20 protein-coding genes and 1 pseudogene are annotated in these 22,475 nt (G+C 50.7%); 12 read left to right on the top strand and 9 right to left on the bottom strand.

The genetic code is table 11. The features are described from left to right. Positions 1–9 precede the first annotated feature (9 nt). The 6 genes from ACLJR2_RS06090 (at position 10) to ACLJR2_RS06115 (ending at position 8,178) form a co-directional block, all read left to right on the top strand. Positions 10–930: a hypothetical protein gene (locus ACLJR2_RS06090; protein ID WP_001222782.1), complete on the top strand. Its 921-nt coding sequence runs from the start codon at positions 10–12 to the stop codon at positions 928–930. Between the two features lie 689 nt (positions 931–1,619). After that, a complete protein-coding gene (locus tag ACLJR2_RS06095) occupies positions 1,620–2,528 on the top strand; it encodes a hypothetical protein (RefSeq protein WP_306292697.1) in 909 nt (302 codons plus the stop codon). A gap of 11 nt (positions 2,529–2,539) precedes the next feature. After that, entirely contained in the window at positions 2,540–3,964 is a 1,425-nt protein-coding gene (locus tag ACLJR2_RS06100) for a hypothetical protein (protein ID WP_000384558.1), read from the top strand. A gap of 92 nt (positions 3,965–4,056) precedes the next feature. Next, on the top strand, positions 4,057–5,478 hold the full coding sequence (locus ACLJR2_RS06105; RefSeq protein ID WP_001534178.1) for a DUF4459 domain-containing protein: 1,422 nt from the start codon (positions 4,057–4,059) through the stop codon (positions 5,476–5,478). Between the two features lie 131 nt (positions 5,479–5,609). Next, positions 5,610–7,781, top strand: coding sequence for a YgiQ family radical SAM protein (locus ACLJR2_RS06110; protein ID WP_001274467.1), 2,172 nt, complete (start codon positions 5,610–5,612; stop codon positions 7,779–7,781). 202 nt (positions 7,782–7,983) lie between these two features. After that, positions 7,984–8,178 carry a hypothetical protein gene (locus tag ACLJR2_RS06115; RefSeq protein WP_000525382.1) on the top strand — a complete coding sequence of 65 codons (195 nt, stop codon included), beginning with the start codon at positions 7,984–7,986 and terminating at the stop codon, positions 8,176–8,178. Between the two features lie 157 nt (positions 8,179–8,335). Here the strand turns inward: ACLJR2_RS06115 and ACLJR2_RS06120 are convergent, their stop codons facing one another. The 4 genes and pseudogenes from ACLJR2_RS06120 to yqhD all read right to left on the bottom strand — a co-directional run bounded on the left by ACLJR2_RS06120 (position 8,336) and on the right by yqhD (position 12,583). After that, on the bottom strand, positions 8,336–8,791 hold the full coding sequence (locus tag ACLJR2_RS06120; RefSeq protein WP_000128244.1) for an HIT family protein: 456 nt from the start codon (positions 8,789–8,791) through the stop codon (positions 8,336–8,338). Positions 8,792–8,835: 44 nt separating this feature from the next. Beyond that, positions 8,836–10,321, bottom strand: a pseudogene (locus ACLJR2_RS06125) (DASS family sodium-coupled anion symporter). A gap of 165 nt (positions 10,322–10,486) precedes the next feature. After that, complete coding sequence (dkgA, locus tag ACLJR2_RS06130; RefSeq protein WP_000013098.1) at positions 10,487–11,314, bottom strand: 2,5-didehydrogluconate reductase DkgA; 828 nt, start codon at positions 11,312–11,314, stop codon at positions 10,487–10,489. A 105-nt stretch (positions 11,315–11,419) separates the two neighbouring features. Further along, positions 11,420–12,583, bottom strand: coding sequence for an alcohol dehydrogenase (yqhD, locus tag ACLJR2_RS06135; protein WP_001058718.1), 1,164 nt, complete (start codon positions 12,581–12,583; stop codon positions 11,420–11,422). A 192-nt stretch (positions 12,584–12,775) separates the two neighbouring features. On the opposite strand from yqhD, the gene ACLJR2_RS06140 reads away from it, so the two are divergent. After that, a complete protein-coding gene (locus tag ACLJR2_RS06140) occupies positions 12,776–13,675 on the top strand; it encodes an AraC family transcriptional regulator (protein ID WP_001078198.1) in 900 nt (299 codons plus the stop codon). Between the two features lie 63 nt (positions 13,676–13,738). Here ACLJR2_RS06140 and yghB read toward each other — a convergent pair whose 3' ends face one another. Both yghB and metC read right to left on the bottom strand, forming a co-directional pair. After that, the gene (gene yghB / locus ACLJR2_RS06145; RefSeq protein ID WP_000268444.1) at positions 13,739–14,398 is read right to left on the bottom strand and encodes a DedA family general envelope maintenance protein YghB; all 660 of its coding nucleotides are present in this window, start codon (positions 14,396–14,398) and stop codon (positions 13,739–13,741) included. 139 nt (positions 14,399–14,537) lie between these two features. Then, positions 14,538–15,725 (bottom strand): cystathionine beta-lyase, encoded by a 1,188-nt coding sequence (gene metC, locus ACLJR2_RS06150; RefSeq protein ID WP_000130267.1) that lies wholly within the window; start codon positions 15,723–15,725, stop codon positions 14,538–14,540. Positions 15,726–15,976: 251 nt separating this feature from the next. Between metC and exbB the strand changes: the two genes are divergently transcribed. Beyond that, positions 15,977–16,711, top strand: a complete 735-nt coding sequence (gene exbB, locus ACLJR2_RS06155) for a tol-pal system-associated acyl-CoA thioesterase (RefSeq protein ID WP_000527863.1) — start codon at positions 15,977–15,979, stop codon at positions 16,709–16,711. Between the two features lie 6 nt (positions 16,712–16,717). Continuing rightward, positions 16,718–17,143, top strand: a complete 426-nt coding sequence (gene exbD / locus ACLJR2_RS06160; RefSeq protein WP_001251476.1) for a TonB system transport protein ExbD — start codon at positions 16,718–16,720, stop codon at positions 17,141–17,143. A 112-nt stretch (positions 17,144–17,255) separates the two neighbouring features. On the opposite strand, the gene ACLJR2_RS06165 is transcribed toward exbD, so the two are convergent. The 3 genes from ACLJR2_RS06165 to ACLJR2_RS06175 all read right to left on the bottom strand — a co-directional run bounded on the left by ACLJR2_RS06165 (position 17,256) and on the right by ACLJR2_RS06175 (position 19,065). Continuing rightward, entirely contained in the window at positions 17,256–18,140 is an 885-nt protein-coding gene (locus ACLJR2_RS06165; RefSeq protein WP_000019035.1) for an SDR family oxidoreductase, read from the bottom strand. Positions 18,141–18,263: 123 nt separating this feature from the next. Next, a complete protein-coding gene (locus ACLJR2_RS06170; RefSeq protein ID WP_000665656.1) occupies positions 18,264–18,668 on the bottom strand; it encodes a hypothetical protein in 405 nt (134 codons plus the stop codon). Next, the gene (locus ACLJR2_RS06175; protein ID WP_000936441.1) at positions 18,655–19,065 is read right to left on the bottom strand and encodes a hypothetical protein; all 411 of its coding nucleotides are present in this window, start codon (positions 19,063–19,065) and stop codon (positions 18,655–18,657) included. The genes ACLJR2_RS06170 and ACLJR2_RS06175 overlap by 14 nt, the downstream gene beginning before the upstream one ends. A gap of 103 nt (positions 19,066–19,168) precedes the next feature. Between ACLJR2_RS06175 and ACLJR2_RS06180 the strand changes: the two genes are divergently transcribed. The 3 genes from ACLJR2_RS06180 to ACLJR2_RS06190 all read left to right on the top strand — a co-directional run bounded on the left by ACLJR2_RS06180 (position 19,169) and on the right by ACLJR2_RS06190 (position 22,395). Further along, positions 19,169–19,672 carry an ESA_00282 family adhesion-associated protein gene (locus ACLJR2_RS06180; protein ID WP_001534190.1) on the top strand — a complete coding sequence of 168 codons (504 nt, stop codon included), beginning with the start codon at positions 19,169–19,171 and terminating at the stop codon, positions 19,670–19,672. Between the two features lie 278 nt (positions 19,673–19,950). After that, positions 19,951–20,445, top strand: coding sequence for a TIGR00645 family protein (locus ACLJR2_RS06185; protein ID WP_000439335.1), 495 nt, complete (start codon positions 19,951–19,953; stop codon positions 20,443–20,445). Positions 20,446–20,751: 306 nt separating this feature from the next. Continuing rightward, positions 20,752–22,395 carry a methyl-accepting chemotaxis protein gene (locus tag ACLJR2_RS06190; protein ID WP_001238433.1) on the top strand — a complete coding sequence of 548 codons (1,644 nt, stop codon included), beginning with the start codon at positions 20,752–20,754 and terminating at the stop codon, positions 22,393–22,395. The last annotated feature ends 80 nt before the right edge of the window (positions 22,396–22,475 follow it).

A 22,475-nucleotide genomic window follows, 5' to 3' on the forward strand; every position in this document is an offset into this window, starting at 1 on the left:
GGATATTCGATGAGAATCAGTGAAGAGGGATGGCGGCTGCTGACGTTCTGGGTGTTTACTGCAGGCGGTTATCTTATTCTGCTCTTCATTGTTATTTGCCTGGCTTTTTTGTTCCAAACGCCTCGTCGCGTGTTGCTGTGGATTGCTTTGCCACAGATTACGCTGGTTCTTTTGCTATGGTTTTCTGCGGGTGATGAAACGCTTTTCTTCCCGATTGGCGCAGGGTGGATACTGGGGCTTAGTTTATTGCTGGCGCTACTGTTTAGCCACCGATTACGCCAACCACACCACCTCTGGGCCGGGTGCCATGTGGTCGTATTGCTGCTGTTATTAGCGCACATGGGGGATATTCTCGAGAGGCATCATCGGCGCGATGCCTATCAGGCACAGCAGGCGGCGGAAGAAACGCTGTTACGAAAAATCGATACGACCGATGACCGCGCTTTTTTAAATCATTTGATGTCGCAAGCAATGCAGCCGCAAAACGCAGGGGATTGGTGGACGAATAGGCGGATTGAGCATCTCGCAAAACGCATTTCCCCTTTTGATATTGCGGACGGAACTGAAAAAATTTGGTTGGTTTTGGCTATCGACCGGCTTAATCGTCCTGCTGTTGGGGCGTTTGCCTCCTGGTTTATTGGCGATTCTGTACAGGCAAAGCAATATCGGTATCAGCTTTTACAAAACAATCCATTATTGGACCTACTGAATCGTGTTTTTAATGATAGTACGGCTGATGAACAAACTTTTTTGCAACAACAACTTTTGGCGCGAGATATTTGTACCAGTTTGATTAGCGTCGTACCGGAATTATTGACGGACGAACTGTATGCGCAAGCCGTTGCCTTTGATAATAGCAACAAACCGGAACCTTTCTCATGGCAGTTTGAGTTTGATGTGTTTTATCATCAGGAAAATAGTGGGCAATAATGAATTTGGGAAACGGATGGAGTTTGTTGTTGATGATAATATCCACCGTGCTGGGCAATATATACAATCATCGTATTGGCTATAGTTATTAGTGCGTTTATCCCGCTGTGTTATCAGAAAATAGAAACGAGTGATTTGAACTCGGTAGTGAGCATGGAAAGTAAGGATGCTTTATGGTTGAATCATTTGCGTGGATGATGTGGGATTCAGTAATATTGATGAGCGCGTGGGGTATTTATGGCGTTGTATTATTGATGTTAATTGTCGGCGCATTTGATTCTTTGCGCTATCGGCGGGTTTTCTTGCGTGTTGTTCTTCCGCAGGTGAGCGTTGTCTGTGTACTGTGGGGAGGATTATTCAGGATTGATTCAAAAGATATTTATATCGTATATTTATTGATATTAGGATTGTTGCCCTCGATAATAATTGCTGTTTTTTCTAGTCGAGAGTCTCCATTTTTTATTCTGGGAACTATCGTGTCCCATACTATTTTTTTGTTCGTTTTCGTTTATGTGATGGACGGCCCGCGATTATGGCACCACATTGGTGAAGACTGGGATAACTATAAAATTACCCGACTGTTTGAGCGCGCGAAGGGGGATGTTCAGGTTTTGCAGGATGCATCTTGTTATCAATTGGCAAGTGTTTTGACGCTGGCTGCAGAACACCGCGATACACCGGAAAATTTATTGCGTTATCTGGCTAAAATACGAGGTATTTCGCCATTTTTGACAGCGGCAGAATCTTGCCCTGAAGCGGCGATCCCGAACGCCGAATTTCTTTATACGCCATTTGTTACCGCTCTTCGCCAACATAACGTACCGATAGTACGCTTTTTTAGCCAGCAACTGGTGGGCGAGACATCTTCCGCCAGAGAGAATCGCAACATTGTCGCTCGTAAAGAAAATCCACTGCTGACGCTTTATAAATCTAACTATATATCACAGTATCGCGAGCAGTACAGACTAGAAATCAGCCAGCTATTGCTGAATATTATGCCAGAACTGTTGAATGATGCTGTCTATATTTATCCCATTATCCAACGTAACACCGAGTTGGTTGCTTATTTTTGGCAGAAACATCCGCCCACTATTCCTCTGCGCAGGCTCGAAGCGATGGTGTTGTTAGCCAAAACGGAACCGCTAATAAGCGAGGTAACCCATAATCCAGAAATATTGATCACACCGCCGATTGAGAGGTGGGATCGTGAAAACCTGCTCACTTTCATACTGAGCAATGGCGATCTGGTAATGATTCAGTCGCTTATTGATGCAAACGTAGTGGACTGGAAACGAGCAATGGAAGACGGAAATAATGAGCCTCTGCATCAGGCCATATTGCGACTGCGTGGTGGAGCGTTAGAGAACGCATTGCTGATACAGATCATTAAGGCGATGCAAGCGCAGAAAGCGTTATCCAACGAGCAAATCGCCCACTATCTTCCCTGGACACCGACGTTTCCTGCCGCTTTTTTACAGGCTGGGCTTTCCTGTGAGCAATTACGTGAGGTGTTGAATGCTTCAGTAGTGGGGAGTGAACAAGTACTACACGATACGCGACAAAGGCTGAATGCGCTGTGCCAGTTGCGAAGTGACTAAAGGAATAGTAAATGGATTATATTAATCGATGGCTTGGCTCTGAACTGCTGATGTTTTGTATTCTGCCGTGGGGGTATGCCGCTGTGGTGGTATTACTGCTGATCCTGACGTTTTTCAAAAAACGCAGCCGACAGATTTTGCTGTGGGTATTACTACCACAGTGGGCATTCGTGGTATTGCTGTTACTCACGTTGCAGTACACCCAGCTGTTGAGCCAAACAGGCACGGTATGGATGTTGATGCTCCTGTTGCCGATTCTGAGTTGGTCGGGCTTGCTGCCCGCGCTGCTGCTGGGAACCTGGCTGCGCAAGCCGTGGTCCGCATGGCTACTGTGCCATATTGTGTTCATTGGGGTGCTGTGCCCGGTGATGCCGGAGCTGTGGCGCGCTATTAGCCATCAATGGCAACAGCAAAATATTGCGCAGTTGCTCAGGCAAGTTCAGGCTGGCGACCTGCGTCAGTTAGAGAGCATCCATGATAACAGTACGTTGGAACAGACACTGGTTCAGGCGGTAAAAGCGCCAGGCATATCAGAAAAAAGCTTGCGCGCTCTGACTGCACGTGTGGCATCGCCTTTTAGGTTCTCGCAGGAAGATGGCTATTTCGTCAATGCGCCATTTTTTGCTGCTTTTGAGAGTGGCAATATCGCCGCGGTGCGTATTTTTAGCGAGCAGCTCACGGGCGACTCCCCGCAGGCGCAGGCAAATCGCACCATCGTACGGCAGCAAAATCCGTTGGAATATCTCCCCACGCCCCGTTTTAAGCCTGAGGGATTTCGCCAGACTTTTTTTGAGATGGCCGACGTTCTGCTACGGGTCATGCCCGATCTCCTCACTGATGAAGCCTATTCGGGGGCGATACAGCTTCAGGATAAAGAGACGCTGGCCTTTTTCTGGCAGCGGCGTGAAGCGCAAAATCCGCTGTATCGCGCATATTATTTCTTGTTGCAGGGGCAAACTAAAGCGCTGCTTGCCCAGATAAAACTGACGCCGCAGGTGCTGGGGCAATCGGTTTATCCGAATAAAAATCTGCTGGCGTCGCTGTTTAGTGATGCGGATGGCGAGACGCTGCGTGCGTTGGTGAAAGGGCAGATGCTGAACTGGCAGCACATCCCTCAGGATAAGTTGACGGACGGCTGGAATTTCCTGATTTCACGCACATTGCATACAGCCTCGAAAGAGGACGCGCTGCCGCCGGATATTCTGGCGGGGATACTGCAAAGTATGCAACAGCAACATACGGCGTTGCCGGAAGCCCTTATTGTAGCCAGCCTTGATTACCAGGATGAAAGGCATAGCCTGATGACTGCCTACCGGATGGCCTGGTTGGGCTGTAACAAGCTTAACGCAATGATCGATAAGGTGTATCCACCAGAAGATACGCGGCGTACCAATGTGCGTATAAAATTAGCACAGCAGTGCGCCGATTTAGACTGATATGATATGCCGTGCTCTGATAATTAAGAGCCTAATGGGATAGGCTCTAACGTTACATTGATTGTTAAGAGATATACAGGGAGTGGTAAATAATGAAAAAATGTTTTCTATTTATATTTATGTGCCTGTTTATCTTCTCAGCTAATGCGGAACTAAAATTCCGCTCTGAGTTCGAAAATAAAAAAATCTATTTTCAGGGCAAGGTCACAGACTACACGCTTAATGACTTTACCTTTTTCGGTGACAGTCGCGAACCCTTTTATGGCAGCGAAAACGATGATTATACCGCCACTGCAGATGAGTGGCTTGGGTTTTACGCTGAGTTGCCCGACGTTCGAAAATGGCAGCGCGTGGTTCCTGACGATTTTTCTACGATGAGTGGCGCGCCGTGGTGTGACATCCAGTTTTTTGAACAAGAGAATGACCATTCGGTGATTACTGGAAGTGAACATATGCGCTGTATCGATTTTCTCGTGACGCCTAAAAGAAAAGGGCTCATTCCCATGGGGACAAAGGGAACGCTGATGGATTACGGCAGCTATCTTGCTTTCGCACCGCAGATAAAGCGCATTACGCTGGAAGGCCGATTTCCTGAAGCCTCGCGGACCTGGCTTCCTGTAAGAAGCGTGCAAACCCGCGCAACCTCGATAGCCGATCTTAAAATTATGCTTAATGAGATTTATGCTCGCCACGGTTATATTTTCAGACCGGGCGGTGAGATGGAACGGTACTTCCGACAGCAGTCGTGGTATCGCCCACGCTATGCGAACGTTGATTACCTCATTACCGAGACAGAGCATCGTAATATCAAACTCCTCAAAGAGCTGCTTTCTCCTGAGTCACAGCGTAAAAAGGCGCTGTATATTCAGAACACAACCGATTTTTGTGAGGCGCTGAAAGCGAATAATATCAAATATGTCATGGACAATACGGCAGAATACCTTACGACTGGCGCAGATCAGCCAATCAATTTAGAAAAAGTATGGCAAAAATACAGAGACTTAATGATCAATGGCGGCGGAAACTGTCAACGCGATATCGAGAGCTATAAGCGCTACTCCTTTTTATACAGCGAACCTTTAGGTATTTATTATAATTCCACTTTTGAGTTTGATGAAAAGAAAGGGAAATATGTTCTCACTTATGTGAACCTTGATTCTTCCTGCAACAAAGAGGGTGACACGATTGAACTGGAAGGTATGATGGTCAAACGCGAGCACGTCATTGAAGATAATCAAGGCCAACACTCGGATAAAGATCTCGAATTAAAAACAATAAACCTTCAGTGTGTGGCAGGGGCCATGACGGATCAACCTGACTGGGATCGCTATGTCCAGCTCATTATTCCTCCTGAAAAATACAACTATTATCAACGGTTTATAGGAAAGAAAATCACCCTGCGAGGGAAAATCATGATTGCAGAATCCATGTATCATGTCACGCCGGTACTGCTGAATTTGCTCGAAGAACAAAATCCTATTATCAAAGTAGCAGATATGCCTGCTCGTCCATAAGTACGATAACCGGCGGGGCAGGCAATCGGCCCCGCTACAGAGTGCAGCCTCACCAATCAATTCGATTTCTCTCCCATTCCGGCTTATAATCCTCGGTCTTTGATTATTTTTTTACCATTTTTGGAAGCATTATGAGCGCTATCTCCCTGATCCAACCGGATCGCGACCTTTTCTCCTGGCCGCAGTACTGGGCCGCCTGCTTTGGGCCGGCGCCGTTTTTGCCGATGTCACGTGAAGAGATGGATCAACTTGGCTGGGATAGCTGCGACATCATTCTGGTAACCGGCGACGCCTATGTCGACCATCCGAGCTTCGGCATGGCGATCTGTGGCCGTATGCTGGAAGCTCAGGGCTTCCGCGTGGGGATCATCGCCCAGCCGGACTGGAACAGCAAAGACGACTTTATGCGTCTGGGCAAACCGAACCTGTTCTTCGGCGTCACCGCTGGCAACATGGACTCGATGATTAACCGCTACACCGCCGACCGTAAGCTGCGTCACGACGACGCCTACACCCCGGACAACGTAGCGGGCAAGCGCCCGGACCGCGCGACGCTGGTCTATACCCAGCGCTGCAAAGAAGCGTGGAAAGATGTGCCGGTGATTCTGGGCGGTATCGAAGCCAGCCTGCGCCGTACCGCGCATTACGACTACTGGTCGGATACTGTCCGCCGCTCGGTGCTGATTGACGCCAAGGCCGATATGCTGATGTTCGGCAACGGCGAGCGTCCGCTGGTGGAAGTGGCGCACCGTCTGGCAATGGGCGAAACCATCGATCAGATTCGCGACGTGCGTAACACTGCGATTATGGTTAAAGAAGCGCTGCCTGGCTGGAGCGGCGTCGACTCCACTCGTCTGGACACGCCGGGTAAAATCGATCCAATTCCCCATCCCTATGGCGAGGATCTGCCGTGCGCGGATAACAAGCCGGTCGCGCCGAAAAAGCAGGAAGCTAAAGCGATTACCGTGCAGCCGCCGCGTCCGAAGCCGTGGGAAAAAACCTATATCCTGCTGCCATCCTTTGAAAAGGTGAAAGGCGACAAGGTGCTGTACGCCCATGCGTCGCGTATTCTGCATCACGAAACTAACCCTGGCTGCGCGCGGGCGCTGATGCAAAAACACGGCGACCGCTATGTCTGGATCAACCCGCCCGCCATACCGCTCTCCACTGAAGAGATGGATAGCGTGTTTGCGCTGCCGTATCAGCGTGTGCCGCACCCGGCTTACGGCAATGCCCGTATTCCGGCCTATGAGATGATCCGCTTTTCGATCAATATCATGCGCGGCTGCTTTGGCGGCTGCTCTTTCTGCTCGATCACTGAACATGAAGGGCGCATCATTCAGAGCCGCTCGGAAGACTCTATTATCAACGAGATCGAAGCGATCCGCGACACGGTGCCGGGGTTTACCGGCGTGATCTCCGATCTGGGCGGTCCTACCGCGAACATGTATATGCTGCGCTGTAAGTCGCCGCGTGCGGAGCAGACCTGTCGTCGCCTGTCATGCGTCTATCCGGATATCTGTCCGCATATGGATACTGACCATACGCCGACGATCAATCTTTATCGCCGCGCCCGTGAGCTGAAAGGCATTAAGAAAATCTTAATTGCCTCCGGCGTGCGCTACGACATCGCTGTAGAAGATCCTCGCTACATTAAAGAGCTGGCAAGCCATCATGTGGGCGGCTATCTGAAGATTGCGCCGGAGCATACTGAAGAAGGTCCGCTGTCGAAAATGATGAAGCCGGGTATGGGCAGCTACGATCGCTTTAAAGAGTTATTTGACCTTTACTCTAAACAGGCCGGAAAAGAGCAGTATCTGATCCCATATTTTATCTCCGCGCATCCGGGCACGCGGGACGAGGATATGGTGAATCTGGCGCTGTGGCTCAAGCGCCACCGCTTCCGTTTGGATCAGGTGCAGAACTTCTACCCGTCGCCGTTGGCGAATTCGACCACCATGTATTACACCGGCAAAAACCCGCTGGGTAAAATTGGTTATAAGAGTGAAGATGTGGTGGTGCCGAAGGGAGACAGGCAACGTCGCCTGCATAAGGCGCTGCTGCGTTATCACGATCCGGCGAACTGGCCGCTGATTCGCCAGGCGCTGGAAGCGATGGGGAAAAAGCATTTGATTGGCGGTCGCCGTGAGTGTCTGGTGCCTGCGCCGACCATTGAAGAGATGCGCGAAGCGCGTCGCCAGAATCGCAATACCCGCCCGGCGCTGACCAAACATACGCCAGTGGAACATCAGCGGCAGGGGCTTGCTGCGAATAAGAAGCGCGGGAAAGGCGCAGGGCGTTAATTACCTTTGAATCTGTTGCTTCTGGAAGCTAATGTTTTTGGAAGTAACAGACATATAAATATATTGTATCGGTCTTTAGTAATTGCTAAATTACGGGGAGCTTTATATTTTATTTCAATATTATTGATTGTATAAATTAATTATATATTACCTTAATGATTAAGGCATGATGCTTGCACACAGCCCCAGAGGAGGGGATATCATGGGTATGATTATTATTCCCTGTTTTATCGTAATTGCTATAATAGCTGTTGTTATATTCATAATGGCTATTAAAGCATGTAATATGGAAAAACGTGAAGACAGGCAAATGACTCTTGCAGGGATAATTTTAATGGGTGTTATTGCCGCTATTCCTGGATGGTTTTTGTACGAAATATTTAGCCACGCGCCGTAATATTTAACCTACCAGGGTTGATATATTAAAATAGATAAGAAGTATATAATCTAAGGTATAATGCCTGATGGCGCTGCGCTTATCAGGTCTATGAATAGCACAGTTTTGTAGGCCGGATAAGGTGCTTACACCGCCATCCGGCAAAAGTGCTCCGTATTTATGCCTCACGAATTCTGGCCGCCAGCGCGGCCAGTTTTTCATCATCAGCCCGTTTATGATCGTGTGACGACAGATATCCTTCATACTGTTCGAAAAATTTATTCTGCCGCGATTCAATCGGTTTCCAGTGGGTTAAATCGCCAGTACCGTGCATGGGGCTTAATTTACTGTGCACATGGTCTACGCCGAAACCTTCGAAGAACATTCCCGTACGACTGACATCCGGGAAAGCTTTATCCAGTTTCTTAGCCACTTTTTGGGTCGCCAGCATCAGGTCCGCTAACGCCTGCGGCGGTAGATCGAACGCGTAGCTGGGGTAATGTTTTTTCGGGATCACTACGGTAAACCCATCGGTATTCGGAAAAATCGACAAAAAAGCCAGGTGATGCTCATCTTCCCAAACTTTATGACAAGGTGCTTTACCTTCAACTATTTGACAGAAAATGCAGGTCATTCCATTTCTCCGTTAACCGAGGGGCTTATCGATGCGTTAAGCGTTTAATACAACCCTAACACTTTCCACCATGCGAGGCCGACTGTCAAAAAGACCGCCTGATTAAAGAGGCTGATAATAAATCCCGTTCGCCACCAGACGCCCGTCGGTACATAGCCGGCGCCAAAAAGAATGGGGCCGCGTGCGTGGGTATACTGCGTAAGAGAGCAGTACAGGCTGCTGGTAAACGCCAGCATAAGCGCCATCGGCGCTGCCGGTATATTCAGATGCAGACCGACACCCAGAAATACCGCATACAGCGCGGCGATTTGCGCGTTGCCGCTGGCGAAAAAATAGTGGGTATAAAAATAGGCTGCGTTAAGCAGCAGCAGAATGATTATCCAACTAGTTCCATGCATCGTACTGCCGATGCTGTCGCCAATCAGGTTGCCAAACCAGCTGGTGAATCCTAGTTTCTTCAACTGGTTAGCCATCATCAGCAGCGCGGCAAACCAAATCAACGTATCCCAGGCGCCTTTTTCGCTTTTAACGTCTTCCCAGGTGAGCACGCCGCTCAGTAATAAAATCGAGAGACCGACAAAAGAGGCCGTCGTGGCATCCACGCCAAGCGAGCTGCCAAAAATCCATAGCACCAGCAACACGCCGACGGTCGCCAGCATGAGCCACTCGCCGCGCGTCATACTGCCCATTTGCGCCAGCTCTTTGCGCGCCAAATCCGGCGCATCCGGCGTATGTTTAATTTCCGGACGCGTCAGCCAGTAGACCAGCAGCGGGACGATAAGAAAAGAGACCAGGCAAGGCAGGAGCGCGGCGATAAACCAGCTTCCCCAGCTCAACGTAACGCCGGCGTTCGCCGCCAGTTTTACCGCCAGCAGGTTACCCGTATAACCGGTCATAAACAGTGCGGCGGTGACGTCGTTAACATTGCCAATACAGGTGATCAGAAAGGTGCCGATTTTGCTGCGAGACTCATCTTCCGGATGTGAATCAAAGCTGCGCGCCAGCGAGTCGGCGATCGGGTAAATCACGCCGCCGCAGCGCGCGGTGTTACTGGGCATCGCGGGGGAGAGGATCAGATCGGCAAACGCCAGACCATAAGCCAGACCCAGCGTTCGTTTACCTAACAGACGGATCATTTGTAGGGCGATACGCCGACCCAGCCCGGTTTTGATAAACCCACGGGCAATCATAAAGGCGACGACGATAAGCCAGATCAGCGAACTGTTCAGCTCGCTCAACGCCGTGGTAATCGCGCCGCTGGCCGTTTTGTCGCCGGCAGCATAGGCGAGCGCAAAGACGGTGATACCAATAATACCGACCGCGCCAATAGGCAGCACTTTCGCCACGATAGAGGCGATCGTTGCGACAAAAATAATCGCGGAATGCCAGGCCGGCGCGCTTAACCCGGAAGGGGGCGTTAGCTGCCACAGTCCGGCGGCGATAACCAGAATAAGAATAAATGGGAGCCATTTGACGCCCTGAGATTTTTTTTCCGCCACAATCACACATCCATAAATATTTTATATGTATTAAGTAAATTCATAATAAATATGAATAAATATTCACAAAATCAGAATAATTCTGCGCTTGTGTGTGGGGGAAATATACTGTTAAATGCGCGTAATTGTTTCTTAATGTTTCGGAATGCAAAAAAGCCCGACGACATCGTCGGGCATGGCGTGCGATAAATCCGGCTTAACCGCCGAACTGATCCGGATCGGGGCCGAGGCGTTTTCCTTGATCCAGTTTTGCGATCTCGCCTAATTCATCTTTATCGAGACGGAAATCCCAGACAGCAAAGTTTTCCGCGATACGGGAAGGGGTGACGGATTTCGGAATGACGACCAGCCCGCAGTCCAGATGCCAGCGAATAACAATCTGGGCGGGCGTTTTGCCGTATTTATCCGCCAGTTCGCGAATCACTTTCTGATCGAATACGCCTTCGCCGCCCTGCGCCAGCGGGCTCCAGGACTCGGTCTGGATTTTATGCGTCGCATTCCACGCATGTAGCTGGCGCTGTTGCATCAAGGGGTGAAGATCGATCTGGTTGATCACAGGGGTAACGCCGGTTTCATCGATCAGACGCTGGAGGTGATGGATCTGAAAGTTACAGACCCCGATACTCTTTACCAGCCCCTCTTTTTGCAGCGCGATCATGCCTTTCCAGGCGTCGACATAGTGATCGATAGCCGGTACGGGCCAGTGCATCAGATAGAGATCGAGATAATCAAGCTGCAGTTTTTTCAGACTCTCCTGCAGGGCTTCGCGGGGACGTTTTTGATCGTCATTCCACAACTTGGTGGTGATAAACAGCTCTTCCCGCGCTACGCTCGCTGCTTTTAGCGCTTTGCCGACGCCTTCTTCATTCTGATATGCTGTGGCGGTATCAATCGATCGATAGCCCACCTCCAGCGCTTTATGAATCGCCGCGATCACCTCTTCATTGCTTGCTTTCCAGACTCCCAGCCCAAGTTGTGGCATTACGTTGCCATCCTGTAGCCTGATAATGGTTGGATTAGCCATGATGTGTTCCTCTTTTAATTGGCTCGCCGGAGTCGGGGCCGGCGAGACTAAGTGACTTAAGTCTGGACGAAATGGCCAAAAACGAAAGTCAGAGGCGAAAAAACCTTAGCGCGCCGCTTCATAAATCCGACGGCTGACATCCAGCGTAATATCCTGATTTTCACCTAAATTTGTGCATCCATGCGCCTCAAGTTTAGCCAGTAGCGCCGGAATAGTGCTGCCATCCAGACCGTAATCGGACAAGTGGGTAGGCATGCCCATCTGTTCAAAGAAACGGCGGGTGGCGGCAATGGCGGCATCAATACGCTCGTCGTCGGAACCGTCGGTGATATTCCATACACGTTCAGCATATTGCAGGAGTTTTGCGCGTTTAACGTCTCGTTTTTCGTTCCATAGCGCAGGCAGAATGATAGCCAGCGTTTGGGCATGATCGAGACCGTGCATCGCGGTAAGCTCATGGCCCAGCATATGCGTCGCCCAGTCCTGCGGAACACCAGCGCCAATCAGGCCATTTAACGCCTGAGTAGCGGCCCACATCACGTTAGCGCGGACGTCATAGTTTTCAGGCTCTTGCAGCGCTTTGGGACCTTCTTCAATCAGTGTGAGTAAAATGCCTTCGGCGAAACGATCCTGAATTTTGCCGTTAACCGGGTAAGTGACGTACTGCTCAACGGTATGGACGAAAGCATCCACGACGCCGTTCGCAACCTGGCGTGGCGGCAATGTATAGGTGTAGACCGGATCCAGTACGGCAAACACCGGTTGCACGAACGAGGAGTGGAAGGCCTGTTTGTCGCCAGTGGTTTTACGGGAAATGACTGCGCCGGCGTTCGATTCTGAGCCGGTTGCCGGTAGGGTTAGCACAGACCCCATCGGGATTGCGCTACGAATCTCAGTACCGCCGGTTTCCAGAATGTGCCACGGATCGACGCCGTCCGTATACTGCGCCGCTGCGGCGATAAATTTGGTGCCGTCCAGTACGGAACCGCCGCCAACGGCCAGCAGGAAGGTAATATTTTCGTCGCGCACAAGCTGCACGGCCTTCATCAGCGTTTCATAGGACGGGTTCGGTTCAATACCGCCAAACTCCCGAACATCCAGTCCTTTTAACGCTTCCTGAACTTGCGCCAGTACGCCGGTCTTTTTCACGCTACCGCCGCCATAGGTAATCAGCACGCGGGCGTCCTGCGGGATCTGATCGCGAAGATCGACGATAGCGCCTTTACCAAACAGAATGCGGGTAGGGGTATGTAATTTGAAATTGTTCATTGCTCATTCCCTTATGTGGGTAAAAAGAGGGCAGGCGGCTGTCTGCCTGATGGTCATCATTGTGGTCTTGTGAGGGATGTCTCTCAATGCACATTTCTGCCAATGTTTTGCCTATTTCTCCAGAATGCTGGAGAAAATCGCTAAAAATGCGCACAATCCAGCGGAGTGGATTTGATGAAAAAATGGCGCGTTATGAATCGTGAAGCAATTTGCTTACAGTTGGCTGATAAAATTAATCATTTAAAAAATAATGATAAAATAATCAGCGAGCGGCTGGCGGGCATTCGTCTGTTGTATGGTGTTGAACCGGGACCGCGCACGCCGGTCATGTATCAGCCTGGCATCATATTTCTCTTTTCCGGCCATAAAATTGGCTATATTAACAAGCGCAAGTTTCGTTATGACGCTAATGAATATCTCTTACTGACCGTGCCGCTCCCTTTTGAATGCGAGACCTGGGCGACGCCGGAGGTACCGCTGGCCGGTATTCGGCTCGATATTGATGTGCTGCAACTGCAAGAGTTGCTCATGGACATTGGCGAAGATGAGCGTTTCCAGTTGCCGATGGCGGCCAGTGGGATTAACTCCGCCACGCTGTCGGACGAGATTTTATGCGCGGTGGAAAGATTGCTGGATGTGATGGAGCGCCCGCTGGATGCGCGGATTCTGGGAAAACAAATTATTCGCGAAATTCTTTATCATGTGCTGATGGGACCGCGCGGCGGGGCGCTGCTTGCACTGGTTAGTCGCCAGACGCACTTTAGCCTGATCAGTCGCGTACTTAAACAGATCGAAATGAAATACACCGAGAACCTGAATGTTGAGCAACTGGCGGCAGAAGCGAACATGAGCGTGTCGGCGTTTCACCATAATTTTAAGGCGGTCACCAGCACCTCGCCGTTGCAGTATTTAAAAAGCTACCGACTGCATAAAGCGCGAATGATGATGATTCACGACGGTATGAAGGCCAGCGCCGCGGCGATGCGGGTCGGCTATGAGAGCGCATCGCAGTTTAGCCGGGAGTTTAAACGTTATTTTGGCGTTACGCCGGGCGAAGATGCGGCAAGAATGCGGACAATGCAAGGGAGCTAAGTGGGGCATCCCGCCACGGGTCAACGAAGCGTAACCGGGCCATCCTGGCCGATTATGGATACGTCAGGCGTTACAGTATTTCTTTTTAATCACCACGACCAGCGTACCTAACAGCCCGGCGACCAGTAGCGCGACGGGAAGGATCATTAAAAATGTCATTACCTGGTCTTCATGGCGCTTAACAAACGGGATCATACTGAGCGCGTAGCCGAAGCTGGTCACGACAGTCACCCACAGCAGGCCGCTTAACCAGTTAAAAAACTGAAACCGGCGGTTGGACAGGCCGGAAATACCCGCCATTGTTGGCAGCAGAGTGCGGACAAACGCCAGAAAGCGCCCGGCAAGCAACGCTAACAAACCGTGGCGGTCAAACATGCAGGTGGCGCGCTGATGATATTTTGCCGGAAGCTGCGCCAGCCAGCCTTTGACGGTACGCGTATTACCGAGCCAGCGTCCCTGGATATAACTTAGCCAGCAGCCGAGACTGGCCGCGGTGGTGAGAATGCCAATCGTCGGCAAAAAATGCATCACATCCTGGGCGATCAACGCGCCTGCCAGTAGCAGCAGACTATCGCCAGGTAAGAATGACGCTGGCAGCAGACCGTTTTCTAAAAATAGTGTGGCGAACATGACAAAGTAGACGACGCTAACAACGTGTGGATTCGCCAGCGCGGCAAAATCATGTTGCCAGAGCGCAGCGATAATATCTTGAATGACAGCCATGAACTTTCCTGTGGAACAGCATTTACGCTTTTATTCGCCTATTGTACTCTTGAATCGTCCGGGATGCCTTGATCCCGGACGCAACAAACGCAGACTTTTCCACGGAAATTGTCTGCATATATGTCCATCCCCGGCAACTTTACACAATTCTGGCGAAGCCGGCGGCTAAATCAGCGATCAAATCATCAACACTCTCTAAACCAATATGCACCCGAACCAGCGTACCGGTAAAATCTACGCCGCCTGCGGGACGAATCGCGGCGATCTGTTCCGGCTGATTAGCAATAATCAGCGATTCGTAGCCTCCCCAGGAGTAGGCCATACTGAACAGCGAAAAGTTATCCAGATAGGCTGATAATTCTGCCTCGGTCAGCTTCTTATTGAGCACAAAGGAGAACAGACCGCTGCTGCCTGTAAAGTCTCGTTTCCAGAACGCATGACCTTTGCTACCCGGCAGGGCCGGATGATTAACGCGCGCGACCTGAGGATGGTTCGCCAGCCATGCGGCGATTTTGAGGCTGCTTTCTTGATGCTGGCGCAGTCGGACGCCGAGCGTGCGCAGACCGCGGCTGGTCATATAAGCCGTGTCGGCGTCGAGCATTTGCCCCATCAGATAGGCGTTTTCCCGCAATTGTTCCCAGCAGCGCGCATTTGCAACGGCAGTCCCGACCATCGCATCAGAATGACCAATCAGATACTTAGTGCCCGCCTGGATAGAGATATCAATATCGAATTCCAGAGCTTTGAACAGAACGCCAGCCGCCCAGGTATTATCAATCATGATGACGGTTTCTGGCGCGATGCGTCTGACCGCACTGACAATGGTCGGAATATCATGTACTTCCATGGTAATAGAACCGGGGGATTCCAGAAATACGACTTTCGTGTTCGGCTGAATATGTTGCGTGATATCCGCGCCGATGAGCGGGTCGAACCAGCTTGTCGTCACGCCCAGTTTGCCGAGAATTTTGCTGCAGAAATCCTGGCTGGGTTCATAGGCTGTATTGGTCATCAGGATGTGGTCGCCCTGCTCAACGAATGCCAGAATGGTGTTGGCGACCGCCGCCGCGCCGCACGGGAAGAGCGCGCATCCGGCGCCGCCTTCCAGTTCACACATGGCTTCCTGGAGCGAAAAGTGGGTCAGCGTTCCCCGGCGTCCGTAAAATAATTCGCCGTTGGCGCGATTGCGGGTAGCGTGTTTTTTGGCCTCGACGGTGTCAAACACCAGTGAAGAAGCGCGTTGAATCACACTATTCACGGAGCCAAGCGTGTATTTTTTGCTGCGTCCTGCGTTTACCAGTTTGGTATCCAGCTGTTTATCCGTCATGTTGCGTTTCCTGATTTTAACCGTCTGGATGTCTAAACTAGCATGAATATAACCATCTGCACCCTGGCGACGTGTGATACAGATGAAAATTTTGCCAAAATAAAAACAGGTGGCTTTTTTAATGCGTAAGCGCAAAGAAAAAGCATTAAAGGTGCGGCAGTATGTAAATAGTAATGAGAATGACTATCAATTCGACGTCGTTTTGATATTATTATGCTCAGATTTTGTGATTTGCGTCCTGGAGATACAGAGTGGGTAATAATTTGATGCAGACGGATCTCTCCGTCTGGGGTATGTATCAGCACGCCGATATTGTCGTGAAGTGCGTGATGATTGGTCTGATTCTGGCGTCAGTCGTCACCTGGGCTATCTTCTTCAGTAAAAGCGTTGAATTTTTCACGCAAAAGCGCCGCTTAAAGCGCGAACAACTGCAATTAGCCGATGTGCGCTCTTTAGATCAGGCTTCCGACATTGCGGCAGGTTTCAGCGCAAAAAGCCTCAGCGCACAGCTCATCAATGAAGCGCAGAATGAACTGGAACTCTCTCAGGGCAGCGAAGATAACGAAGGGATTAAAGAACGTACCGGCTTCCGTCTGGAACGTCGCGTCGCGGCAGCTGGCCGCTACATGGGACGAGGCAACGGTTATCTGGCGACGATCGGCGCCATTTCCCCCTTCGTCGGGTTGTTTGGCACCGTATGGGGCATTATGAATAGCTTCATCGGTATTGCGCAAACGCAGACCACCAACCTGGCGGTGGTTGCTCCTGGTATTGCGGAAGCGCTGCTGGCGACGGCGATTGGGCTGGTAGCCGCGATCCCGGCGGTCGTCATTTACAACATCTTCGCACGTCAGATAGGCAGTTACAAAGCAACGCTGGGCGACGTGGCGGCGCAGGTATTGCTGCTGCAAAGCCGCGATCTTGATCTGAATGCGAGCGCCAGTGCGCAGCCGGTACGCGCCGCGCAGAAATTACGGGTAGGGTAATGCGTCATGGCAATGCGTCTTAACGAGAACCTGGATGACAACGGCGAAATGCATGAAATCAACGTGACGCCGTTTATCGATGTCATGTTGGTTTTGCTGATTATCTTTATGGTAGCTGCGCCGCTGGCGACGGTGGACGTCAAGGTGAATCTGCCCGCTTCTACCAGTACGCCACAGCCGCGTCCGGAAAAACCGGTTTATCTGTCGGTGAAAGCGGATAACACCATGTTTATCGGTAACGATCCGGTGACGGATGATACGATGATTGCCGAGCTAACGGCCCTGACGGAAGGGAAAAAGGATACTACGATTTTCTTCCGCGCGGATAAAACCGTAGAGTATGAAACTCTGATGAAAGTGATGGATATGCTGCATCAGGCGGGCTATCTCAAGATTGGTCTGGTCGGCGAAGAGACCGCGAAAGCGAAATAAGTATTCTGCTGACGCTGTAGGCCGGGTAAGGCGAAGTCGCCACCCGGCTTTTTTATTGCCTAAGATGGCGCCTTGCGTAACAGAAGTGTGCCATCTTAATCGACTTCATACGTTAGCCTAAATGCTCCCCGCCGCACACGCCGTGCACTTCTGCGGTAACGTAACTGGATTCCTGGCTTGCCAGATAGACATACACCGGCGCCAGCTCTGCCGGTTGGCCGGCCCGCTTCATTGGCGTCTGCTGACCAAACTGCGGAATTTTATCCTGGGTTTGACCGCCGGAAATTTGCAGCGCTGTCCAGATAGGGCCAGGCGCGACAATATTCACGCGAATTCCTTTTTCCGCCACCTGTTTCGCCAGGCCACGGCTGTAATTGAGGATTGCCGCCTTGGTTGCCGCATAATCCAGCAGGTGCGGACTGGGCTGATACGCCTGGATAGACGACGTCGTGATAATACTGGCGCCTTTTGGCAGCATCGGAATCGCTTCCTGGGTTATCCAGAACAGGGCAAAAACGTTAACGGCGAAGGTTTGCTGAAATTGCTCGCTGGTCAGATCTTTTATCTTCGGGATTGCCGTCTGTTTACCGGCCACCAGCGCCAGAATGTCCAGACCGCCCAGCGCTTCACGCGCCTTATGGACCAGCGAACGGGCGAAAGATTCGTCGCTAAGATCGCCTGGCAATAACACCGCTTTACGGCCGCACTCCTCAATCAGCGCTTTAACCTGCTGGGCGTCCTCTTCTTCCGCTGGCAGATAGTTGATCGCGACATCTGCGCCTTCACGCGCGTAAGCGATAGCGGCAGCGCGCCCAATCCCGGAGTCGCCCCCTGTCACCAGCGCCTTACGATCTTTAAGGCGACCACTGCCGACATAACTTTTTTCACCACAGTCAGGAACAGGCGTCATTTTCGCCTGGACGCCGGGCGCCGGCTGTTTTTGCTTAGGATACTCGCCGGTGTAATACTGCGTGGTAGGGTCGTATAGATGAGACATTGAGCTTCTCCCTTCAGGTTGAACACCCTTTAAGCGTAGACACTTTTACTACCGTAAGAGGGAGAATCAGAACGATCCTTATGCTTCGCCCGTATTCACAACAGAGTTAACTAGCCATGAAGGTTATTTTTCTTGCCGTGCGACGGTGGTGACGTTGCGCGTCCGGTAGTCGCCATCGGAAAGCTTACGCATCAGACGTAAGGTTGCCGTCTCGCGAGCCAGCAGATGCTGCCAGTCACTTTCAAGACGAGACATAATTTTGTCTCGTAATTCAGGATGCTGCTCGATAATGGCATTGATGGTCGCGCCATAAATCTCCTCTTTGACCTGTAACGCATACATCTCCCGTCGGTTTTGCCACTTCAGGCGCACTAACGCCGCCGGTATGGATACCACCTCCTGCGTTACCTTTTCCAGGGTGGCATTTTTACTGGCGATTAGCGCTGCAAGATTTTGCTTTAAGATAAATTCATCACTTTTATGGTTGTCTAAAGCCAAATAAACGTTATTGTCTTCAACTTCTTTCATCTTTATCTTCCAGTGAATAAAATAGCGGCATATTGGTTTCTCGAGTGATTAAATTAAGCCAAATGGCATTGCCTTTTTCATTTATCATTGCGGTTTTATCCGCCAGTATTTTACTTAGCGTTTGGGCATCAATATCGCCTTCTGCCTGTAGTGCGTTTATCAGGCGGGCAAACGTTTCAATTTTAGCCACACAATACAGACGTTCTTTAATATGACGGTCGCGTTCTTCAAATAATACGTTTCTGTGTTGCCCGGCAGCGTTAGCGCTAATTAAAATATCGGGCTCGAAATCGCTGAGTTTTGTCTTTCCCTTAGGCAAATTTTTACTGTTTTCTGTGGCTTCAGGGGGCGGCGATGACAGGCGAAAATGAGAGGAAACCAGATGCTCAGGAAGCATGACTAAATATCCTTTACGATCAGTGGTATACTATTTTTAATAGTGTAGGTTTCGTTGACAATAACATGGCGTAATTTTAAAATCAAAAAAAATGGAGCCTGCTATGAACAGTATTTTTTATTCTGTTATTATATTGCTATTACTGACCGGCGCGATACTCTTCCTGATGTGGGAGGTTAATAAAAAACGTCCTGGTGGAAAAGTCGTAAATTTAAATCAAACTGAACCCATGACAAAGGAAGAGGGCGAAGATCATTTCTCAGTATTAATGAATTCGATAACGCCGGTATGGTACTGGCGCGTTAACCATGAATATATCGATTTCCTTCATGCAACGATAAAACGAATGACAATGACTGAGTTGAATGAAACGCCAGGATTATTTGACGCACAGCGTCGTTGCAGCGACCTTAACTCTGCCGTTTATAAGTATTACGACAATATTAAGAAGCGTTGTCTGAACGGAGAAAAGGTGCCGTATTCGGATTTGGACGTCCTTAATTTACGCCAGTGTTTTCGTGAGTTCAGTCTTGAAGCCTACCCGGCGTTGGTCGCGCTGGTATGGCCGGAATATCAGCGCCCACAGGTTAAACCGGATGAGATTTAGAGCCTATCCCATTAGGGCTATTTTACTTGCCATTTTGGACCTGGGCAGTGCTCGCCAAAACGCGTTAGCGTTTTGAACGCCGCTTGCGGCGGCCCGAAGGGCGAGCGTAGCGAGTCAAACCTCACGTACTACGTGTACGCTCCGGTTTTTGCGCGCTGTCCGTGTCCAAACTGGCTGCGCCAATAACGCCTGGTGGGATAGGCTCTTAACTGCATGTTGATCTGATGTTGCATGGTTGAGATATACTGTTGCTGGTTTTAGTTACCTGACAGGTCCCTATGGAACGCTTTCTTGAAAATGTAATGTATGCGTCTCGCTGGCTGCTCGCGCCGGTGTATTTTGGCCTCTCTTTGGCGCTGATCGCTTTAGCGCTAAAATTTTTCCAGGAAATTCTACACGTTCTGCCGAACGTTTTTGCCCTGGCGGAGGCCGATCTGATTCTGGTGCTGTTATCGCTGGTTGATATGACGCTGGTTGGCGGATTGCTGGTAATGGTCATGTTCTCCGGGTATGAGAATTTTGTCTCTCAGCTGGATATCTCTGCGGGCAAGGAGAAGCTGAACTGGCTGGGGAAAATGGATGCGACTTCGCTAAAAAATAAGGTGGCGGCATCGATAGTCGCTATCTCTTCCATTCACCTGTTACGCGTGTTTATGGATGCGAAAAACGTCCCGGATAACAAATTAATGTGGTATGTCATCATCCATCTGACCTTTGTCCTGTCGGCGTTCGTGATGGGCTATCTGGACAGATTGACGCGGCATAACCATTGAGCCGCCGTCAACGGCGGGGCAGTCGGGCAAAGGATGCTGAGCCCGGCTGTAAAACAGCGCTTCTTTAACGGCGGATAAGCGTCTCCCTGCAGCCTTACGCAATATTTTTACTACATCTATTCATTTACCCAGTAATAAGACTAAAAGATTTTCTCTGTGTTCACAGATATATAACATCTACGGGTACGTAAACGGCGATAACTGTAAAAAAATGGAGAATGCATTATATATTCTCCGCGCCTTGCCGATAACGAGAGTGCGTCATCATCAGATGACTAATCTCTTATATTCAGCAAGGAAATTCATATGCGTTTGCTGCAAAACTTTACTATTCGTATGGTCATGCTGACGATACTGGGACTTTTTTGTCTACTCTGGTCGGGGGTGGGGTTATACAGCGTCCATGCTTTATCCGAAGTTTCGGAAGGAAATGATATTGACCGGCATCTTGTGCGGCAAATGACGGTGCTAAGCCAGGGTAACGATCAATATTTCCGCTTTGTTACCCGCCTTAGCCGCGCGATGGATGTAAAAATCGGCGGCGGCACGCCCGATTTTGCGCCCGCCCGGCAGTCGCTCGAGAATATGCGTCAGAAGCTGGAGGAGATGAAAGCGCTATCGCCAGGGCCGATGAACCCTGATATCTCAAGGGAGGTCTTGTCCAACTGGCAGGCCTTGCTGGAGAAAGGCGTCGTTCCTCAAATGCAACTGGCGCAGCAAGGATCGCTAACCGCCTGGAGCGAACATGCCAGTACGGTCACGCCCGCACTCAGTCGCGCGTTCGGCGCCAGCGCGGAACGGTTTAGTCATGAAGCTGGCGCCATGCTGGATAACACACGTGTGATGGTCGATGGTAAAACCTATACCATCCGCATCCTGCTTATCACGGCGGTGATTCTGGGCATTGCCATCCTGATTTTTACCGATCGCTATCTGGTTGCAATGATGGTGAAACCGCTGGAGCGCATCCGTCAGCAATTTCAGCGCATCGCGCAAGGCGATCTTAGCCAGCCGATTGAAGCGTTGGGGCGTAACTGCGTAGGCCGGTTGGTGCCGCTACTACGCGCGATGCAGGACAGTTTACGCGAAGCCGTGAGTACGATCCGCGCCGGAAGCGACAATATCTGGCGCGGCGCGACGGAAATTTCTACCGGTAATAACGATCTCTCTTCCCGAACGGAAGAACAGGCCGCTGCGCTGGAAGAGACGGCCGCCAGCATGGAACAGCTTACCGCAACGGTGAAAATGAACGCCGAACACGCTCGCCAGGCGAGTCAGCTTGCGGATGCCGCCTCGCTAACGGCAGGAAAAGGCGGTGAACTGGTTTCCGATGTGGTAGAAACAATGAACGGTATTTCCGCCAGTTCGCAGCAGATCGCCGAAATTACTACCGTGATTAATAGTATTGCTTTCCAGACCAATATTCTGGCCTTGAACGCAGCGGTAGAAGCGGCCAGAGCGGGCGAGCAGGGACGCGGCTTCGCGGTGGTCGCCGGTGAGGTACGTAACCTGGCCAGCCGCAGCGCGGGGGCGGCGAAAGAAATTGAAGCTTTAATTGGCGAATCGGTACGTCGTGTAGCGCAGGGCGCGCAGTTGGTCCAGGAGACCGGCGCGACGATGGACGCCATCCTGCGCGGCGTCACGGAAGTGACGACGATTATGAAACAGATCGCGTCCGCCTCCGAAGAACAGAGTAAAGGTATTTCTCAGGTTGGCGTGGCGATCACGCAAATGGATAGCGTTACGCAACAAAACGCCGCGCTGGTTGAGCAGGTTTCCGCGGCGGCGGCGGCGCTGGAACGGCAGACGGAGGATTTGCAACGCTCCGTACAGCAGTTCCGGCTTTCCGCTAGTGAGCCGCAACAACGCGTAACGGCGAAAGCGGCGCCTGGCGTTCAGAGAATGGCGTCGGCTCCCGCACAGTCTACTGATGAATGGGTTGCCTTCTGATGTGAAGCAAAAAAGCGCGTAATGCGCTGGCCTTCATTTAATCAGTCGCTATATAATTTATTATATAGCGACTGAGGAGG

The organism is Salmonella sp. SAL03688 (genome assembly GCF_046551895.1).
Taxonomy (GTDB): Bacteria; Pseudomonadota; Gammaproteobacteria; order Enterobacterales; family Enterobacteriaceae; genus Salmonella; species Salmonella enterica.

Excerpts from the sequence above, each read along its gene's own strand:
- ACLJR2_RS06165 (WP_000019035.1), bottom strand. The coding sequence starts at position 18,140 with ATGTCTCATCTATACGACCCTACCACGCAGTATTACACCGGCGAGTAT.
- ACLJR2_RS06100 (WP_000384558.1), top strand. The coding sequence starts at position 2,540 with ATGGATTATATTAATCGATGGCTTGGCTCTGAACTGCTGATGTTTTGT.
- ACLJR2_RS06115 (WP_000525382.1), top strand. The coding sequence starts at position 7,984 with ATGGGTATGATTATTATTCCCTGTTTTATCGTAATTGCTATAATAGCT.
- ACLJR2_RS06090 (WP_001222782.1), top strand. The coding sequence starts at position 10 with ATGAGAATCAGTGAAGAGGGATGGCGGCTGCTGACGTTCTGGGTGTTT.
- yqhD (WP_001058718.1), bottom strand. The coding sequence starts at position 12,583 with ATGAACAATTTCAAATTACATACCCCTACCCGCATTCTGTTTGGTAAA.
- dkgA (WP_000013098.1), bottom strand. The coding sequence starts at position 11,314 with ATGGCTAATCCAACCATTATCAGGCTACAGGATGGCAACGTAATGCCA.
- ACLJR2_RS06185 (WP_000439335.1), top strand. The coding sequence starts at position 19,951 with ATGGAACGCTTTCTTGAAAATGTAATGTATGCGTCTCGCTGGCTGCTC.
- yghB (WP_000268444.1), bottom strand. The coding sequence starts at position 14,398 with ATGGCTGTCATTCAAGATATTATCGCTGCGCTCTGGCAACATGATTTT.
- exbD (WP_001251476.1), top strand. The coding sequence starts at position 16,718 with ATGGCAATGCGTCTTAACGAGAACCTGGATGACAACGGCGAAATGCAT.
- ACLJR2_RS06105 (WP_001534178.1), top strand. The coding sequence starts at position 4,057 with ATGAAAAAATGTTTTCTATTTATATTTATGTGCCTGTTTATCTTCTCA.
- ACLJR2_RS06180 (WP_001534190.1), top strand. The coding sequence starts at position 19,169 with ATGAACAGTATTTTTTATTCTGTTATTATATTGCTATTACTGACCGGC.
- ACLJR2_RS06175 (WP_000936441.1), bottom strand. The coding sequence starts at position 19,065 with ATGCTTCCTGAGCATCTGGTTTCCTCTCATTTTCGCCTGTCATCGCCG.
- ACLJR2_RS06140 (WP_001078198.1), top strand. The coding sequence starts at position 12,776 with ATGAATCGTGAAGCAATTTGCTTACAGTTGGCTGATAAAATTAATCAT.
- ACLJR2_RS06190 (WP_001238433.1), top strand. The coding sequence starts at position 20,752 with ATGCGTTTGCTGCAAAACTTTACTATTCGTATGGTCATGCTGACGATA.
- ACLJR2_RS06170 (WP_000665656.1), bottom strand. The coding sequence starts at position 18,668 with ATGAAAGAAGTTGAAGACAATAACGTTTATTTGGCTTTAGACAACCAT.
- ACLJR2_RS06120 (WP_000128244.1), bottom strand. The coding sequence starts at position 8,791 with ATGACCTGCATTTTCTGTCAAATAGTTGAAGGTAAAGCACCTTGTCAT.
- metC (WP_000130267.1), bottom strand. The coding sequence starts at position 15,725 with ATGACGGATAAACAGCTGGATACCAAACTGGTAAACGCAGGACGCAGC.
- ACLJR2_RS06110 (WP_001274467.1), top strand. The coding sequence starts at position 5,610 with ATGAGCGCTATCTCCCTGATCCAACCGGATCGCGACCTTTTCTCCTGG.